A 15,978-nucleotide genomic window follows, 5' to 3' on the forward strand; every position below is an offset into this window, starting at 1 on the left:
ATGGAAAGCTGACTTATGATTACTTTACACGGTTTTGCTGCTAGCAACTATTACAACCTAGTTAAACATGTACTTTTACACAAACAACTGCCATTTAAAGAACACCTTGTTTACGGCGGTAGTGAAGATTTACTAGCAATAAGCCCTGCAGGCAAAGTGCCTGCAATCACAACAGCTAACGGCCTTAATATTTCAGAGTCGAGTGTTATTTGCGACTTTATTGAAGAGTCGTACCCACAAACCCCGCTATACCCTGAAGATGCAGGTGAGCGCGCAGTTGTACGTCAAATTATGAAAATGGCAGAGCTTTATTTTGAACTGCCAAGCAGACGGTTTATCCCTTATGTATTTTCAGGCGCTGAAGTACCTGAAACAACTAAAGCCGAAGTACGCCAAGTATTAACGCGTGGCGTAACCGCTTTGAGTAGCGTGTGTAAGTTTTCACCTTGGATTGCAGGCGAGCAATTTACAATGGCAGACATTTACGTTTATTACGTAAACACCATTGTTAGCGCCTTTGGCTCAAGCCAGCTTGATTGGGATGTACTTGCACAAGTACCCGGCATGAAAGAGTGGAACGAATCAATGAGCCAATTAGCCATTGCCCAAAGCATAGAGGCCGATCGCCAATCAAATATGGCTGAATTTATGCAAAAAGTGAAAGCGCAAATTCAAGCAGCAAACGCAAAATAACGCGTAGCTATAAAAGTATCTATTCTAAATTTTAATTACTAGGGCGTGTTGATCTTTGGTGGGTGAATTTACAGCAGTATGTTTGGTTTTTAGGCAAGGCAGAGCCTATGTAGTGTGGTTATTCCCCATAAATAGGCGATAACGCAGCATAAATGCCAAACATGCGCTGCCCGAAGGGTTCTTTCTAGGGACGATAAACTCTTTTTACTCGGTTTTTACTTAGCCCACTAGGTTACAAACCTCGCGCCGCGATTTAATCTTCCTTGGATTGAACAAATTTCAATCCGCAAAGGTCAACACGCCCTAATACAGATCGCCAATACAATAACGTGATTGGCTTAACAAATTTAATTCTTTGCAGGAGACACCTATGACAGATAAAAATATCCAACTTACTTCAACTATCAGCGAAGACAATAAACTAACACTTGCCTTAAAAAACATCGAGATGCCAAAGCCAAATGCCGATGAAGTAGTTATTCGCATTGAAGCTGCACCATTAAATCCATCAGACTTAGGCGTTTTATTCAGCGCAGCTGATATGTCTACCGCAAAGCAATCGGGTACTGATGAAAATCCAGTAATTACTGCCGATGTTCCAGCTCAATTTATGCCATCACTTAAAACCCGTGTTGGAAAAGCAACGCCCGTAGGAAATGAAGGCGCAGGCACCGTAGTAGCCGCGGGCTCATCACCAGCTGCACAAGCATTAATGGGTAAAACCGTTGCAGTAATTGGCGGCGGTACGTATCGTCAATTTATATGTGCCAATGTACAAAGTTGCCTAGAGCTAAAAGAAGGGACCACTGCTAAAGAAGGTGCATCATCTTTTGTTAACCCACTTACCGCACTTGCAATGGTAGAAACCATGCGCGCTGAAGGCCATAAAGCTATTATTCACGCCGCAGCGGCTTCTAACCTTGGCCAAATGCTAAACCGTATTTGTATTGCCGATGGCGTTGATTTAATTAATATTGTTCGCAAACCAGAACAAGAAAAATTACTGCGCGATATGGGTGCAAAATATATTGTTAACTCAAGCAACGACACTTTTCTTGCTGACCTAACAGCTGCAATAATCGAAACCGGTGCAACTATAGCGTTCGACCCTATTGGTGGCGGCCAACTAACAAGTGACATACTTAACTGTATGGAAGTTGCAGCTGCGCGCGATATGAAAGAGCACACAATTTATGGCTCTGATACATTTAAACAAGTGTACATTTATGGCGCACTAGACCGCGGCCCTATTACATTAAACCGTAACTTTGGCTTTGCTTGGGCTGTAAACGGGTTCTTGTTATTTAATGCTTTAGGTAAATTAGGCACAGATACAGTAATGAAAATGCGCAAACGCGTTGCTGATGAAATCACCACTACATTTGCGAGCAACTACACGCACGAAGTGTCATTAGCTGAGGTATTACATTTACAGTCAATTGCGGCTTATTCAAAACAAGCAACAGGCGAAAAGTACTTAATTAAACCTCAAGCTTAATTGAATATTCTTCGTTAAAAATTAAAAACCACAGTGCTAAGCGCTGTGGTTTTACAATTTAAAAGCAGATGCTAATTAGGTATCTGCTTTTTTATCGTAATAAAAACTTAAAAATATAATGAATGCGCAATAGGCTCGCTAATTGTTATTGAATTTATAATTTTTAATACACTCATTCAAGCCATCAATGAAATTTTGGTGTAAATGAATATCTAAATTACTTAACGCATTTAAGAACGTATCTTTAGAAATATCACCTGGGATCACCTTCTAGCATTATAGAACTTCAACAAAGATCATCTTTGATCAAACCACTCAATAATTGTACTAATTAATGCAATTAGTCATAAATCTGTAACTTTGATCCGCGATAATCTCTATCCGATAAATGAATAGACTCAAGAAGACTAAGTAAGATGAGTACACCCTTAGTGCAACTAACATTTGCACTGCAATCATTTGATGATTCTATGTCTGCGGCGATGAGCCACGCTATGGAATATGAAAAGCTATCGCTAAAAGCCAATGCTGCGCATAACATTACGCTGCAGTGTGTGTTGCCTGATGGCGCAAATGAGAGCGATGTTATTTCACTAAGTGCAACGCAGCCCAGTGCGCGTGGGGCGCAGTATTTTACTGAAAAAACGCTGAGCAATGCAGACCTTGAATCTGGTACTGTAAACCTAACTTTAAGTAACATTACACAAAGCCAGTGTTTTGTAGTGCAAATGATGCTGCATGGAAAAAACACGACTTTAAAAGAAAGCCAACAACTCGATGTATACATTAAAGCATTTGAGCAAGGCTATATTCCTGAGCAAATAAAAACTGAACATACCAAGTCACAGGGCGTTCGTAGCTACTTTGCGAGTATGGGTTCTACGTTTTTATCGCTGTTTTAATGCTGGCTGCACTTAAATTACGCGGCACTACTTATCAGTTATTAGGGCGTGTTGAACTTTGGTGGGTGAATTTACAGCAGTATGTTTGGGTTTTAGGCAAGGCAGAGCCTATGTAGTGTGGTTATTCCCCATAAATAGGCGATAACGCAGCATAAATACCAAACATGCACTGCCCTTTGGGTTCTTTCTAGGGACGATTAACTCTTTGTTGCTCGGTTTTTACTTAGCCCACTAGGTTACAAACCTCGCGCCGCGATTTAATCGCCCCTAGATTGAACAAATTTCAATCCACAAAGACCAACACGCCCTAGTCTGCAAAACTTACTTTACCCATAGTAACTCCCGCAATACCTTGTGCGGTGTTACTTAGGTGTTGCTGCTCTCCGGCTAGGCATTCGTTTGCTAAAATAGCAAATAACACGGCCTCTTTTGCGTCGGGGTTTATACCTAAATCGTCGGTATTTTTAAAAGCCTTAATACGTGGGCAAAGCGCTGTAAGTTGCGCCATTAGTAATGGGTTGTGAATACCCCCACCACTTGCATACACCACACAATTTTGTTCGCGCTCCGCACACTCGTTTAATGCGTTTGCTATAACGGTTGCAGTAAAGGTATTTAAGGTGGCCATTACATCTTCATGGCTTAAATGGTGAGTATTTGTAACCTGCTGTGCGGCGTTTAAATACGCTAAGTTAAATACCTCTGGCCCTGTGGTTTTAGGCATTGGGAGTTTAAAAAATGCGTTATTACATAATGCATTTAATAATGGTGTATTTACCTTGCCTGCTTTTGCTATTTTTGCGCCATCGTCATAATGCATATCTTTAAAATGTTGCTGTACGTAGGCATCCATAATGGTATTACCGGGGCCAATGTCGGAGCTAAACACTCCGTTTGCATCACCATTTTTGGGTAAAAACGTTAAGTTAGCTATGCCGCCCATATTTAGCAAAACCCGACTCTCAACAGCGCTCGAAAAATACAAATAATCGCCATACACAGCAAGCGGTGCGCCCTCGCCCCCTGCGGCTATGTGTTTTTGCCTAAAATCACCAATGGTTGTAATACCCGTAGTAACGGCTATTTGGTCGCTATCGCCAATTTGTAAGGTGCCATTAGTAAAGCTTTTGTGGTTATGCTGCGACTGCGGGCAGTGGTAAATGGTTTGCCCGTGGCTCGCTATTACATCAATACTTGCCGGGTTTATTTGCCAAGTATGTAAGCACTGGTTAACCATATCGCCATGGAGTTTACCTACCCACGGGTGCAGTAAAGTAACAAGCTCTAAATCACATTCTCGCTTAGCAAATACCTGCTTTATTTTAGTTTTATAATCGTCGTTGTAGTCAACAGTGGTAAAATTTAAAACCTCAATGTGTGTATTTAAGCCTGCGCCCGTTACTTTACACAGTGCAACATCAAGCCCGTCCAACGAAGTACCGCTCATTAAACCAATAATTAAACGGCTTGGTTTTTGGGCGCTGTTATAAAGAGCTTTAATGTGAGGGTGCATAATGGCATCTAAAATAGGTGTAATATTTTGCTTATATTAGAGGACTTTAAAACAAAGTAATAGCCGTAAACCGTTTAATTTAGGTTCTGATTGTTTAACGTTAAAATGATTGTTAAGTTAGTGTGCATACTAAAAATTTATGAAAAAATATGATCACCCTCAGAGAGTTTAAAGCCCAAGACGCGCCTTTTATTATTAGCACCCTAAATGATGAACAGGTAACGCGTTATTTATCGTCAAAAATTCCGTTTCCGTATACGCAAGCCGATGCTGATTGGTGGATAAACCAAGGCTCAAAAAACGGCGTAATTGATGCAACGGCTAAGGCCATTGAGGTTAATGGGCAATTTGCCGGCTGTATTGGCATAACTCCCGGCGAATTTGAATACAGCCACAGTGGCGAAATTGGTTATTGGCTAAATAAAGCCTATTGGGGGCAAGGTATTATTACTCGCGCTATTGAACTTATATGCAATGAAGCGTTTGCAAACTCACACATAAACAGAATTTTTGGCGCTGTGTTTGCTGGTAATACCGGCTCTATGAAAGCACTTATTAAAAGTGGCTTTGAGCAAGAGGCTGTGCTTAAACAGGCCATTTATAAAAACGGGGTGTTTTACAATAGCCATATTTTTAGCAAGCTAAAATAAACCATTTAGAATAAATACTCTGCAAAGCTTGAATTATCAACCACCCGCCCAAAACTCCTTTATTAAGGTACGCATTGTACATATTCATACTGCTTAGCCGCGCATTATTGTTTAGCTGAACACGATTTTTAAAGCGTAAACATTCGGTAAGTAGTTTATTTATATTAATAGGAGATCTTTTATGTCTACGACTAGTCGCCAACTTACTCTTGAATCACGCCCTAATGGCGCTCCAACAGATGAAAACTTTAAATTAAAAACGGTAGAGCTTCCTGCATTAAAAGACGGCGAAGTTTTACTACGCACTATTTACCTATCGCTAGACCCGTATATGCGTGGTCGTATGAGCGATGCTAAGTCGTACGCTGACCCTGTTAATATTGGCGATGTAATGGTTGGCGCAACTGTGTGCCAAGTAGAAGAGTCTAAAAACGATAAGTTTAACGAAGGCGAATGGGTACTTGCCTACACAGGTTGGCAAGACTACGCCATTACCGACGGCGAAGGCTTAATGCAGTTAGGTAAAGAGCCTGCAAACCCTTCATACGCATTAGGTATTATGGGTATGCCTGGCTTTACTGCTTACATGGGTTTACTTGATATTGGCCAGCCTAAAGAAGGCGAAACCGTAGTTGTTGCAGCAGCAACAGGCCCAGTAGGTGCAACGGTTGGTCAAATAGCTAAAATTAAAGGCTGTAAAGTAGTGGGTGTTGCTGGTGGTAGCGAAAAATGTGCACACGCCGTTGAAAAACTAGGGTTTGATGCCTGTATTGATCACAAAGCTGATGACTTTGCAGAGCAGTTAGAAAAAGCCTGTGATAAAGGCATTGATGTTTACTACGAAAATGTGGGCGGTAAAGTATTCGACGCCGTACTACCATTACTAAATACCGCAGCGCGCGTACCATTGTGTGGTTTAGTATCGCAATATAACGCTACTAGCTTGCCAGAAGGCCCAGACCGTTTAGGTATGCTAATGGGTCAATTGCTTACTAAGCGTATTAAAATGCAAGGCTTTATCATTTTTGATGATTACGGCGACCGTTACGACGAGTTTGCACAAGACATGCAAAAATGGCTACAAGACGGAAAAATTCAATACCGTGAGCACATGGTAGAAGGCATCGAAAATACAGTAGGCGCGTTCAACGATATGATATGCGGTAAAAACTTTGGTAAAACTGTGGTTAAAATTAATAACCCACTTTAATTTTAAACGGCTTGTAAGGCTAAGCCCTTACAAGCCACAAAAGGACTGACATGATCAAACTACACCATTTAAATAAATCACGTTCTAAACGCGTAATTTGGCTTTTAGAAGAGCTAAATGTTGACTACGAAATTGTGGCTTATCAGCGTAATAAAGACACCTTCCTAGCTCCTGACGAACTAAAGCATATTCATCAACTTGGTAAGTCACCGGTAATTGAAGATGGCGGTTTAATTATTGCTGAATCAGGCGCTATTACCGACTACCTTATTACCAAATACGGTAACGGTAAATTTGCTCCAAAAGTAGATACCGCTGAATATGTTGACTATCAGCAATGGCTGCACTTTGCAGAAAGCTCAGCAATTTTACCGCTTTTACTTAAAATGTTTGTACTAAAAGACGGCGCTAAAACGCAGTTTTTAGAAGGCTATGCCGACGCTGAAACAGCTAAAGTAATTAGCTACTTTAACGACCGCCTTGAAGGTAAACGTTATTTAGTGGGCGATACCCTAACGGGCGCTGACTTTATGATGTCGTTTATTGTTGAAATAGTTAAAAACTCAGGTCAATTAGCGCACTTTAAAAACCTCGTTAAATACGACGAGCAATTACAAAGCCATGAGAAGTTTCATACAGCTAATGAGCTAGAAGCAAAGTACGACTAAACTTTTGTATAATATTTTTATATAACACTAAGGGGCATTTAGCCCCTTTTTTAATGCCTGAAAAACACTCCTCATTAAAGTTACGCTTGTAAACTAAATTAACAAACAATCCCTTATTGCTAATAAAACTTTAATTAATAAGGCATAATGCTGCTATTGTTTTAGAATAATCACTAATAATACAAGCTGCTCTTGCGCGTATTGACTCACACTTGGGATCAACCATGACCATAAACATGCGTTTAACGACCGGCTTTGGCGTAATTTTATCAATGATGCTTATTTTAACCATTATTGGCATTTCGCGCGTTAGCCTCATTAATAATAACATTACCCACATGACCGACGTAAATTCGGTAAAGCAACGTTACGCAATTAACTTTAGAGGCAGCGTACACGACAGAGCAATAGCCGTGCGCGATGTAGTGCTAATTACCGATCAAAGCAGTTTAAGCACCGTGTTAAAGAGCATAAAAGAGCTAAACGCATTTTACCAAACGTCAAGCCGGTCTATGGCCGAGCTAATGGGTGATATGAATAATGAAGAGCGCGCTCTAATTAATAAAATAAATCAAATAGAGCAGCGCACTCAACCTTTCATTCAAGGTGTAATAAACGCTAAAAATGCAGGAAACCTAAACGAAGCTGAGCGCATTTTATTAACCGATGCGCGCCCTGCGTTTACCCAGTGGCTAAATGTTATAAACCAATTTATAAACCTGCAAGAGCAAGCAAATCAAACCACCACTATTGATACTCTCGATATTGCCAGCTCGTTTAAAATTTGGATGATTTCGCTCACCGCACTTGCCTTTTTAATAGGCATAAGCGTTGCGTATGTTATTAGCCAACTGATCAGAAATTCAGTAGGTGGCGAACCACAAGAAGCCGCTGAAGTAATTGCCCTTATTGCGCAAGGCGATTTAAGAGGCGATGTACAGTCGTGTTGCCCAAATAGCATGATGGCTTCTGTAGGGGTTATGCAATCTAAATTAAAAACCATTGTAGATAGCATTATTAACTCATCTGAAGAGCTTTCTACGCACTCTGCAAGCGTAGCATCTGGCTCGCAGCAAGCACTTAGTGCCGCTGACGCACAAGTAACTTATACAAACTCCGCAGTAAGTAGCCTAGAAGAAATGAGCCGCAGTATCCATGCTGTAGCCGACTCAGTTAGGCAAACAGAAGATAACTCAAAAATAACCGCGCAATTATCGCAGCAAGGTAGTATTGCAGTGCAAAAAGTAGCGGCCGAAATTGAGCAAATTTCAGTAACCGTAAAAGCCACAGTTACCCAAGTAAACGTGCTGCAAGAACATGTAAAACACATTGGCGATATTTTAAGTGTGATCCGCAGTATTTCTGATCAAACAAACTTGCTTGCACTAAATGCAGCAATAGAAGCTGCAAGAGCAGGCGAAACAGGCCGAGGGTTTGCTGTTGTTGCTGACGAAGTAAGGCAACTTGCCCAGCGTACTGGTGATGCAACTGGCGATATCGAAAAGATGATTTTGCAAGTACAAGAAAACACGCAAGCGTCGGTAACAGCTATGGAAACCACAGTACCACAAGTAGAAAATGGCCTAACGCTTACTCACGAAGCAAACGAGTTACTGCATCAAATACAGCAACAAGCTAACGATTCATTAAGTAACGTGCTTGAAATTGTTGAATCAACATCAAACCAAGTAGCCACCGTGGCGCAAATTAGTACCGGCGTTGAAGAAATTGCCAGTATGTCCAAAGAAACCAGCATGTCGCTTAACAGTAACGCACAAGAAGCCGTTGCATTAGCTGACCTTTCAAACACACTTAAAAAGTATATTAGCTACTTTAAAGTTTAATTTTTATAGTAAGTAATAAACAAAGGGGCTTTTAAGCCCCTTTGTTGTTTATGTACTTTAATAATAGCGGACTATATACCTGCTAAATCGCGCTCGGTAATACACTCACCCGACGCCATTTCAAACTCGCGGCAAACTAATGGGCGGTTTTCGTAAATAGAGCACATAAGCGTATTGCGGTCGAGTGCTTGGCACCAGCCGTCGTCAGCGCGTTTCATTACTTCGCTGCCCCATTTATCGTATTCTATATAGTTAAAAGGCACGCCGGTGTCGGTTACTATGCGCACTTCTAATTGGCAACAACAGGCTTGGCAGTTAGCACACGTAACGGGCTCTGGGGTAGTAGAAATATTTTCAACGGGGATAACAATATGAGGCATAGTGGCTTACTTTTTTGAATAAGCCACTAGGATACAGTAACTAATTTAACGCGCTAGTAGTTTTGCTTTAATACCGCTGTAACGCATTTGCTCGCACAGCGCAAAACCACTCAGCTGGCGCACTTTATTACGTGCAAATAACGGCACACTCATCCCTGCTAAAAAGCGGCATTGGGTTTCAATACCCACATTATGATTACCTTTGCCTGCCATATGCGCTAAAAAATCATCTACCTTTTGATAAATAAGTTGCTCGTCAATATATGCAGGCTCTATAGAGTATTCAAGCTTAACCGCATGACCTCTACACACACTACAATGCCCACATTGCTCAGGTGCATTTTGATCGTCAAAATAGCGCGCCAAGTTATAGCTTAAGCAGCTTTGTAGTTCAAAAAAGCGTACCAGTGCAGCAATACGTTTAATTTCGGCTTGTTCTTTGTCGGTAAAGTAGTCGTGAAGTTGCTGGGCAAGTTCAGGGTTATTTATAATCTCTTCATGCACTTTATATACTTGGGTAATACGTTTGGTTTCAAGCGTTATTAGGTTTTTTTCGGCTAGGTAATCAAGGGCAGCTACTACACGTTTTCGATCAACCTGTGCAGCTTGTGTAAGGGAGTCAAAATTTAGCGTGCCCCATATTTTTTTAAAATCGGTATGGCTAAATATTTGTGTTAAAAACGCTTGGCGTTGCTCATCAAAATGGCCAAGCAATTCGTTTTTATCAACCAAAAATTTGTATTTAAAATCGGCGTAGTAAGCATATTGCGGCGTTATTGCGCCTTGCATTTCAAGCTGTACTAACAAGGTTTTAAGGGCCAATTGTCTAATATTACTTTCACTCGATAAGCTGTATTCTTGCATTTCCCATTGCTGGTGGCTTTGGCGAATATCGTTAATTACGTATTCAATACCGCTAAGCTCAGGGGTGTCGCCATATACAAAGTTTTCTACCGTATTGAGCCCGTCTAAATTAGCAAGGGTGTAGCAGTTTGATGGATTGCCATCGCGCCCTGCTCGGCCAATTTCTTGGCTGTAGTTTTCTATCGATTTTGGTAAGTCGTAATGTATAACAAAGCGAATATCAGATTTATCAACGCCCATACCAAAGGCTATAGTTGCCACAACAACGTTAATTTTACCGCCCATAAAGTCATCTTGAATTTGCCAGCGTAGCGTATCTTCAAGCCCAGCATGGTAAGCAACGGCATGCACACCTTGCGCACTTAGCACATTAGCGACTTGCTCAGCGCTTTGCTGTAGCGTTACATACACAATACCTGGGCCATTTTGCGCGCGCACAATGTTGGTAAGCTCGGTGTTTTTATCGGCGGTTTTAACGCTCAACACGCTTAAATCTAAATTAGCGCGGTAAAAACCCGTTTGCACAATGCACTCAGGCGCAATAGCAAATCGCTCTGCCATATCGCGTTTTACTTTTTTAGTGGCCGTTGCAGTAAGTAACAACACTAAAGGAATATTAAGCTCTTCGCGGTAACGCGGTAGTTTAAGGTAATCGGGTCTAAAGTTATGACCCCACTCAGATATACAGTGCGCTTCGTCTACCACTAACATCGAAAGCGCCACTTGGCTTATAAACTCTCTAAAACGCTCGTTTTTAAAACGCTCAACCGACACCATTAATACTTTAATTTTACCATTTCGCACATCATTCATTACGGTGCTGCTTTGCATTTGATCTTGGCTCGAATCAAGGCTTGCCGCGTAAATACCTTTGCTATTTAAAAAGCTAATTTGATCTTTCATCAATGCAAGTAAAGGCGAAACCACTAAGGTTAAATTTGGTAAATGCAACGCAGTTAATTGATAGCACAACGATTTACCCGAGCCGGTCGGAAATATAGCCAACGACGATTGACCATTTAAAAGCTGCTCTATAGTTTGTTGTTGCCCTGTTCTAAATTGGCTAAAACCAAAATGCTGCTCAAGTGATTGAATTAGTGGCGTGGTCATAAATGTCCTTTTGATGTTTTTAAACAGCTATTTAACTGCACAGCTAGGCGATAAGAAAGTGAGTATAACTTATATACCTTTGATCATCATTTTTTGCTGACATATCCTTTATTTAGGCGCAAACTAGGCACCCATAAAATGAGTAGTAACTACTTGTTGCCAAAATAATTTATTGATACCCAAGTCACCTTAAAAAACTAATAAAAAATACAGATCACTTGGGTATATTATTTTTAAGGGCAACGTTATGAGTATTACAATACCTAAAATCGTCGTTATTGGCGGTGGTGCTGGCGGATTAGAACTTGCAACCCAACTGGGGCATAAGCTAGGGAAAAAAAAACAAGCAGATATACTGTTAATAGACAAAAACCGTACCCACATATGGAAGCCGTTACTGCACGAAGTAGCGACAGGCTCTATTGACCCTGATTTAGATGGCGTTGTGTATTCAGCCCATGCCGCAAAACATCATTATCGTTTTCAACTTGGTACTTTTTGCAATATAGACCAAAGCAATAAAACAATTACCCTCTCCCCACTTAACGACGAGTTAGGCCACACTATTTTACCTGGCCGTACAGTTCGTTACGATCACCTTGTTATTGCCATTGGCAGCGTAAGTAACGACTTTAATACCCCAGGTATAAAAGAGCATTGCTACTTTTTAGATTCAAGCCAACAAGCAGAGCGCTTTCAGCACTCATTATTAGATAGCTTTACGCGCCTTCACCAAGACGACAACCAACAGCAATCACTTAATATTGCAATTGTTGGCGGCGGTGCTACCGGTGTTGAACTCTCAGCTGAGCTTTACCATGTGTCTGAGCTATTAAAGCTTTATGGTTTAACAAATATGTCGTCTAAGCGTTTACACATTCATTTAATTGAAGCTGGCCCGCGTATTTTACCTGCATTACCTGAGCGTATTGCCGTAAGTGCCAAACGCGAGCTATTAAAGCTTGGCGTAAACGTGCGCGTGCAAACTCAGGTAAAAGAAGGCACCGCACAAGGCTTTATCACCAAAGATGAAGAACACATTGATGCCGATATAATGGTGTGGGCGGCAGGCGTAAAAGCACCTGATTTTATTAAAGACTTAGGTGTTTTTGAGCTTACTCGTAGCAATCAAATTCAAGTAAATGAGTTTTTACAAAGCACCGTTGACGAAAGCATTTTTGTATTAGGCGATTGCTGCGCATTTACCCAAGCCGACGGCAAGCAAGTACCACCTCGTGCACAATCGGCGCATCAAATGGCGTTATGCGTCGAAAAAAACCTAATCGCAACATTAAAGCAGCAACCACTACGCGGCTTTAAATACAGCGACCATGGCTCGTTGGTTAACTTATCAAGCTACAGCACTGTAGGTAACTTAATGGGTAACCTAACCAGCAATACCTTTTTTATTGAAGGTAAAATTGCCCGCTTTATGTATATATCTTTATATCGTATGCACCAACGCGCCATACATGGCAGCGCAAAAACCTTTGCATTATGGATAAGCGAAAAAGTGTTGCGTGTAGTGCGTCCTAAAATGAAATTGCACTAATCTATATATACTAAATTAAAGACAGTGAGCGTTATCACTGTCTTTAATTTTTAACATTGTCTGTGTAGGGTATTTAAAACAACTAAGGGAATTGGGTTATGACGGGTAAAACGCTAATTTTTAACTTTGACGGCACAGGAAACGAGCCCCGTGACGCAGAACAATTTAGCTCAGATCATTTTAAAGAAGACTCTAATATTACCAACATTCTAAAACTGCATTTACTGCTTGGCGGTAAATTAGAAGACTCCCCCATTACTCCTTTTGCTAACCAACTCAGTTTTTATTATCAGGGTATTGGCACTAAAGGCAGCCGCCTTAAACGCATTTTAAACCAAACCCTTGCACCTCGTGGTGACGACGTAGCCAGTATTTTAAATCAAGCGTTAAGCGACTTTAAAGCTCACTACCTAATGGGCGATACCATACTGCTAACGGGCTTTAGCCGAGGCGCTGCGCTTGCCAGACGTTTTGCTAAATGTTTAAAGCCCTTAATAAGCAACAACGTGTATGTATGTGTGTTTGATACCGTCGCCTCTATTGGCTTGTCAAAAGTAAGTAAAGCTACACGCGGCGCAGAACACGTTATTTTTGAAAACCACACCATTGCCAACAATATTACTCACGCGCTGCACTGCGTAGCCCTTGACGAAAAACGCCGCGCCTTTGAACCCACACTCATGAACCATCAAAACAATATTACCGAGCTATGGTTTGCAGGTGCGCATTCAGACATTGGCGGCGGTTACTACCGCGATGGCCTAGCCGATATTAGCTTGCGCTACGCACTTGAGTGGTTAATAGAACAACCGCTTAATATATCGTTACTCACTAGCCACGACATAGATTACGAAACCCTACTCCCCGATAGCAACTTAGTAGCACAAGATGACGTAACCGTAACGCCCGATCCACTCGCATTAAGTCACCAACAAAATTACTTTTGGTTTAACCCGTTTTTTAAATTAGTAGATAGGCAGTGTTATGTATTAATTGATGACGAAGCCAGCAACCTTGAGCCCTTAGTGCACTACAGCGTAGCCGAACGTATTAATAAGCTAACCAGCTACCGCCCAGAATCGCTTAAAAAACTGCATTACAAAATTAGCTACAACGACAACACCACACTTAGCTTTATTGGTTTAAGCCAACATATAGAACTGGCTAATCAAAACATGAGTGTGCTGAGCATTAACCAAAGCCAAGATGTAATGGTATTTGCCTCTGAGCAATACAACGCAACAGGCCTCATGCTAGAGCAAGGCGCTACGTACCGCTTTACCCCATACCCAAATCAATATTGGTTTGACGATGGCATAAAGTGCACGCCATTAGGCTGGAACCGCGACAACGTACAACTTGGCGTAAAAGAAATCCCCATGGCTGTGCTTGAACCATTTAGACGATTCCCTCGCGCACAATGGTTTTCACTCATTGGTGCTATTAATAAAAACGACGACCACCTTTTTGAAATAGCCAACGGCGCCGACATTAAAATAGATAAATCAGGCGAGTTTTGCCCATTCGCAAACGACCTAAGCCGCTTTTACGGCGCTAATGCCGGTAAAATAAAAGTGAAAGTAACGCGGTTGGGATAGTCTTTTAAACCGTAGGTGCGATTTTACATCGCGCTTTGGCTTTATAAAAACACCATGCGAGGTATAAAACCTCACCTACAACAATTAAACCACTGCACTGAACAAACCCGTAGGTGCGATTTTACATCGCGCTTTGCTCTTATAAAAACACCCGCGAGGTATAAAATCTCACCTACAATAATTAAACCACTGCACTGAACAGAACCGTAGGTGCGATTTTACATCGCGCTTTGGCTTTATAAAAACATTAAGCGAGGTATAAAACCTCACCTGTAACAATTTAAAACGCCTATTCGCCTCACGTAATGAGGCGAATAATGTGAGTAATTGCCTCATTAGGCAATTTTGTAACGTGTACTACGCCCACCTGCGGCGGTTTTTGTTAAAAATCCAAGCGTTTGCAAGTCCGATAAATGGCGTGTTGCGGTTGCACGGCTAACCTTAGCCACCTTTTGATACTGACTCGCACTAATACCCTGTTCAAATTGGCCATCAAGTAACTTATTAAGCACTTTTACTTGCTGCTCACCTAACTTTGTTTGATCTTTACTTGCCCAGTAATTGGTTTTAAAAATTGTTTGCTCAATATTATTTAGCGTATGGTGTATCGCATTATTAAGCGTACGTAAAAACCATTTAACCCATTGGGTAATACAAAGATCTCCACGTTGAGTGGCTTCAAGCACCTCGTAGTAGCTTTTTCTGTCTTCTAAAATAGCCACCGACATAGCGTAAAACCGAATTGACTCAGCATGTTCTTGCGCTAATGCCAGGTCGGTTATAAGGCGTGTAATACGCCCATTACCATCCTCAAGTGGATGTATTGTTACAAACCATAAGTGTGCGATAGCAGCACGAATAAAAGGGTCTATTTGAGGATCGTTTTGCGTTTTTTTAAACCAGTTAAAAAATAGCGAAAGCTCTTTATTTACTCGCTCTTTAGGAGGCGCCGTAAAATGTAATACCGGTTTATCTAAGCGCCCCGACACCACTTGCATTGGCTCGTCACCACGCAATTGCCCGCCCTCAATTTTAGTAAATAAGCTTTGCTCACCTGCAAACAATAAGCGATGCCAATTAAGCACTCGCTCTAAATTAAGCGGTGAGTGTGTGTTATTTATTGCATCAAGCATAATCTCTGCAAGATTATCGCTTTGCACTGTTGTTGGGTAAGGTTGCTCATTAATGTTGAGCTTTTTAGCAAGCGAAGAGCGAACCGAAAATGCATTAAGCTTTTCACCCTCAATCGCACTGGAGTGAATAATATTTGCAAGTAAGGTATCAAGGGCTTGCTGCTTTTGTTGAGCACTTTGCGCGCCCATACGCCCTACTAATAAACCTTGATTATATGAAAGATCCCTTAGTAAAGGAGCAAGCGCTGCAGCATCCCACGTAAAGTTTGGCCAATTTTGCTGTTGCCATATCCACATAGTCTTTAGTCCTAAAGGTAATTAGCTTCAGTCTATGTTATTTATTTGCCTCATGCAATGAGGCGA

13 protein-coding genes are annotated in these 15,978 nt (G+C 41.3%); 9 read left to right on the forward strand and 4 right to left on the reverse strand.

The window, feature by feature from the left end; genetic code table 11:
- The first annotated feature begins 15 nt into the window (after positions 1 to 15).
- The 3 genes from I6F42_RS00175 to I6F42_RS00185 all read left to right on the forward strand — a co-directional run bounded on the left by I6F42_RS00175 (position 16) and on the right by I6F42_RS00185 (position 3,093).
- Positions 16 to 693: a glutathione S-transferase family protein gene (locus tag I6F42_RS00175; RefSeq protein WP_197149809.1), complete on the forward strand. Its 678-nt coding sequence runs from the start codon at positions 16 to 18 to the stop codon at positions 691 to 693.
- A 370-nt stretch (positions 694 to 1,063) separates the two neighbouring features.
- Complete coding sequence (locus I6F42_RS00180) at positions 1,064 to 2,191, forward strand: zinc-binding dehydrogenase (protein ID WP_197149812.1); 1,128 nt, start codon at positions 1,064 to 1,066, stop codon at positions 2,189 to 2,191.
- A 416-nt stretch (positions 2,192 to 2,607) separates the two neighbouring features.
- Positions 2,608 to 3,093 (forward strand): hypothetical protein, encoded by a 486-nt coding sequence (locus tag I6F42_RS00185; RefSeq protein ID WP_010554987.1) that lies wholly within the window; start codon positions 2,608 to 2,610, stop codon positions 3,091 to 3,093.
- A 307-nt stretch (positions 3,094 to 3,400) separates the two neighbouring features.
- On the opposite strand, the gene I6F42_RS00190 is transcribed toward I6F42_RS00185, so the two are convergent.
- Positions 3,401 to 4,606 (reverse strand): anhydro-N-acetylmuramic acid kinase, encoded by a 1,206-nt coding sequence (locus tag I6F42_RS00190; RefSeq protein WP_197149824.1) that lies wholly within the window; start codon positions 4,604 to 4,606, stop codon positions 3,401 to 3,403.
- 149 nt (positions 4,607 to 4,755) lie between these two features.
- On the opposite strand from I6F42_RS00190, the gene I6F42_RS00195 reads away from it, so the two are divergent.
- From I6F42_RS00195 to I6F42_RS00210, 4 genes are all read left to right on the forward strand, one after another.
- The gene (locus tag I6F42_RS00195; protein WP_197149826.1) at positions 4,756 to 5,256 is read left to right on the forward strand and encodes a GNAT family N-acetyltransferase; all 501 of its coding nucleotides are present in this window, start codon (positions 4,756 to 4,758) and stop codon (positions 5,254 to 5,256) included.
- A gap of 181 nt (positions 5,257 to 5,437) precedes the next feature.
- A complete protein-coding gene (locus tag I6F42_RS00200) occupies positions 5,438 to 6,466 on the forward strand; it encodes an NADP-dependent oxidoreductase (protein ID WP_169060441.1) in 1,029 nt (342 codons plus the stop codon).
- Between the two features lie 50 nt (positions 6,467 to 6,516).
- Positions 6,517 to 7,134 carry a glutathione S-transferase family protein gene (locus I6F42_RS00205; RefSeq protein WP_010554991.1) on the forward strand — a complete coding sequence of 206 codons (618 nt, stop codon included), beginning with the start codon at positions 6,517 to 6,519 and terminating at the stop codon, positions 7,132 to 7,134.
- A gap of 224 nt (positions 7,135 to 7,358) precedes the next feature.
- The gene (locus I6F42_RS00210; protein ID WP_197149831.1) at positions 7,359 to 8,978 is read left to right on the forward strand and encodes a methyl-accepting chemotaxis protein; all 1,620 of its coding nucleotides are present in this window, start codon (positions 7,359 to 7,361) and stop codon (positions 8,976 to 8,978) included.
- Between the two features lie 71 nt (positions 8,979 to 9,049).
- Here I6F42_RS00210 and I6F42_RS00215 read toward each other — a convergent pair whose 3' ends face one another.
- Positions 9,050 to 9,358: a YkgJ family cysteine cluster protein gene (locus I6F42_RS00215; protein ID WP_010554993.1), complete on the reverse strand. Its 309-nt coding sequence runs from the start codon at positions 9,356 to 9,358 to the stop codon at positions 9,050 to 9,052.
- A gap of 45 nt (positions 9,359 to 9,403) precedes the next feature.
- Complete coding sequence (locus tag I6F42_RS00220; protein WP_197149833.1) at positions 9,404 to 11,332, reverse strand: ATP-dependent DNA helicase RecQ; 1,929 nt, start codon at positions 11,330 to 11,332, stop codon at positions 9,404 to 9,406.
- Between the two features lie 247 nt (positions 11,333 to 11,579).
- Here I6F42_RS00220 and I6F42_RS00225 point away from each other — a divergent pair, with 247 nt between their 5' ends.
- Positions 11,580 to 12,884: an NAD(P)/FAD-dependent oxidoreductase gene (locus tag I6F42_RS00225; protein WP_197149838.1), complete on the forward strand. Its 1,305-nt coding sequence runs from the start codon at positions 11,580 to 11,582 to the stop codon at positions 12,882 to 12,884.
- A 98-nt stretch (positions 12,885 to 12,982) separates the two neighbouring features.
- Positions 12,983 to 14,482, forward strand: coding sequence for a DUF2235 domain-containing protein (locus tag I6F42_RS00230; protein WP_197149842.1), 1,500 nt, complete (start codon positions 12,983 to 12,985; stop codon positions 14,480 to 14,482).
- A gap of 335 nt (positions 14,483 to 14,817) precedes the next feature.
- On the opposite strand, the gene I6F42_RS00235 is transcribed toward I6F42_RS00230, so the two are convergent.
- Entirely contained in the window at positions 14,818 to 15,912 is a 1,095-nt protein-coding gene (locus tag I6F42_RS00235; RefSeq protein WP_197149845.1) for a Fic family protein, read from the reverse strand.
- Between the last annotated feature and the right edge of the window lie 66 nt (positions 15,913 to 15,978).

The sequence above is a fragment of the Pseudoalteromonas sp. SWYJZ12 genome (assembly GCF_015864395.1).
Classification (GTDB): domain Bacteria; phylum Pseudomonadota; class Gammaproteobacteria; order Enterobacterales; family Alteromonadaceae; genus Pseudoalteromonas; species Pseudoalteromonas arctica.